This window comes from Intrasporangium sp., from assembly GCF_039812505.1.
Taxonomy (GTDB): Bacteria; Actinomycetota; Actinomycetes; order Actinomycetales; family Dermatophilaceae; genus Intrasporangium_A.
Map to the genome: position 1 here is coordinate 1 of NZ_JBDIAQ010000257.1, position 2,740 is coordinate 2,740.

Consider the following 2,740-nt stretch of genomic DNA (forward strand, 5'->3'; position numbering starts at 1 on the left):
CCTGCTGGAGCTGCGTCCAGAGCCGCTCGACGTGCGCCCGCTCGGTGCCGAGCGCACCGACGGACACGCGCACCATCCATCGCCCGTCGAGGACCGCCGGCGTGACGTACGCGTGGCCGGAACGGTTCACCGCACGTGCCCAGCGCTGGGTGTGCTCGTCCACCTCCTGCGGGCTCAGGGCGGCCGGCTCGTGGACCACGCACACGGTCTGCAGGGGAACGGGCGCCACGAGACGCCACTCCGCGGACGCCTCGATCTGCCGGGCCAGCCACGCGGCGTTGTCGAGGTCCCGTCGCAGCCTGGCCCGCAGCGCCTCGGCGCCCTCGGCCTGCAGCATGAACCACAGCTTGAGCGCGCGGAACCGGCGGCCGAGCGGGATGCCCCAGTCGCGCAGGTTGGTCACGTCCTCGTCGCGCTCGGAGCGCAGGTAGCTCGGGTTCGTGCCCATCACCCGCTCGAGGTGCTCGGGGTCCCGGACGAAGTACAGCGAGCAGTCGAAGGCCACCCCGAGCCACTTGTGCGCGTTGACCACCACCGAGTCGGCGCGCTCGACGCCCCGCCACATCCAGCGGCACTCGGGCAGGATCATCGCCGATCCGGCCATGGCGGAGTCCACGTGCAGCCACAGGCCCTCGGCCTGCGTGACCGCTCCGATCGGGTCGAGCGGGTCGAGCGCCGTGGTGGCCGTGGTGCCGGTGACCGCGACGACCGCGCACGGGACCCGTCCTGCGGCGCGGTCCTGCGCGATGGCGGCCCGCAGTGCGTCGGGGTCCATCGCGAAGTCCCGGTCGGTCCGCACCCAGTGGATGTTGTCCCGCCCGAACCCGGCCAGCAGCGCTCCCTTCTGCACCGAGCTGTGCGCCTGTCGGGTCGCGTAGACCACCAGCGGCGCCGGCTCGGCCTGCAGCCCGCCGCGCACCATACCGAAGCTCGTCGTGCGCTCCCGGGCGCACAGCAGCGCGACCAGCGTGCTGGTGGAGGCGGTGTCCTGGATCGACCCGCGGAACGCGTCGGGCAGCCCGAGCAGCTGCCGGGTCCAGTCCACGACGCGCTGCTCGACCTCCGACAGCGCCGGACTGGCCTCCCAGGACAGGCCGAGCACGCCCAGGCCGGTGCTGGCCAGGTCGCCCAGCACCGAGGACAGCTCCGAGTTCGCCGGGAAGAACCCGAAGAAGCTCGGGTGCTGCCAGTGGGTCAGGCCGGGCAGGACGACCCGGTCCAGGTCGTCGAGCAGGCCGGCGCCCCCCTCGCCGGTCTCGGGGGCCCGGTCGGGCAGGGCTGCGGCGACCGAGCCCGGCTCGGCCCGGGACATGACCGGGTAGTCCTCAAGGTGCGCGCGGTAGTCGGCGATGCGGTCGACGAGGTCGTGCGCGGCACGGCGGAAGTCCTCGGGGGTCATCGTGCTCCGATGCGGTGGTCGGGTCAGGCGGTCACTGGGCCGGGGGTCAGCTCGGCACGGACCGGCCCATGCGGATGACCGCCTCGGTGAGGATCTGCGGGGTGGTGCCGAAGTTGAGCCGGACGTGCCCGGCACCGCCGGTGCCGAAGACGTGTCCCGAGCTGAGGGCCACACGTGCCTCGTCGAGGAAGTGCCGGGCCGGGCCGGCCAGGTCGGTGACGACGGCAAGCTCGTCCCCGGGGGTCTCCGGCTCGTCGTCGAGCCCCAGCGCGCTGCAGTCCAGCCAGGCCAGGTAGGTCCCCTCGGGCGGCTGGTACCGCACCGTCGGCAGGTGCTCGGCGAGCAGGTCTGCCAGCAGGGTGCGGTTGCGGTCCAGGCCCACGAGCAGCTCGTCCAGCCAGGCCGTGCCCTCCCGCAGTGCCACGCTGTGCGCCATGACGCCCAGGTGGCTCGGGCCGTGGCTGACCTCCTCGGGCATCCGGGCCAGGTCGGGGCCCGCCTGCTCGCCGGCGACCACGAGCGCGGCCTTGAGCCCGGCCAGGTTGAACGCCTTCGAGGCAGAGGTGACCGCGAAGGCGTCCTCCGCGCCGGCGACGGACAGGTACGGCGTGAACGTCGCGCCGGGCAGGACCAGCGGTGCGTGGATCTCGTCGGAGACCACCCGCACACCGCCCTCGCGGGCGAGGGCGGCGACCTGTTCCAGCTCGGCCCGGGTGTGCACGACACCGGTGGGGTTGTGCGGGTTGCTCATCAGGAACGCGGGCCGGCCGCCGCTGCCGCGGGCGCGGCCGAACGCCTCCTGCAGGGCGGCCAGGTCGAGGCGGTTGTCGTTGCCGAGCGGGGCCTCGAGGATCTGCCGGTCGGCGTGCGTGACGAACGCGTAGAACGGGGTGTAGACCGGCGGGCAGACCACGACGGGGTCTCCCGGCTCGGTGACCAGCCGGAGGACCTCGACGATGCCCATCATGACGTCCGGGACGATCGCGGTCCGCTCGACGGCAAGCCCGTCCCAGCCCCACCGGTCGGCCGCGAACTGCTGCAAGGCCTGCGCATATGCCGTGCCCGCCGGGTAGCCGGTGTCGCCGAGACTGATCGCCCGGTGCAGGGTCTCGGCGACCTGGGGCGCCAGCAGGACGTCCATCTCGGCGACCCAGAGCGGCAGTACGTCCGGCGGGTGCGCGCGCCACTTGATGCTGGTCCGTTCGCGCAGCTGGGCGAGGTCGAGCTGGGCCAGCGGGTCGGTTCGGCCGGATGGCGCGGGCGCGGTGTCCATGACCGCACCCTACGGCTCCGGCCCGACGGCCGCCGCTCCGCCGGTGCCCGCGCCGCCGTTCCGTGGGG

Annotated in this window: 2 protein-coding genes; both read right to left on the minus strand. The window is 73.9% G+C overall.

The window, feature by feature from the left end; all coding sequences use genetic code 11:
• Positions 1 to 1,399, minus strand: a 1,399-nt coding sequence (locus tag WMI84_RS17910) for a pyridoxal-dependent decarboxylase (protein ID WP_347355131.1), incomplete at its 3' end; no start/stop codon positions are given.
• 46 nt (positions 1,400 to 1,445) lie between these two features.
• On the minus strand, positions 1,446 to 2,672 hold the full coding sequence (locus tag WMI84_RS17915; RefSeq protein ID WP_347355132.1) for a MalY/PatB family protein: 1,227 nt from the start codon (positions 2,670 to 2,672) through the stop codon (positions 1,446 to 1,448).
• Positions 2,673 to 2,740 lie beyond the last annotated feature (68 nt).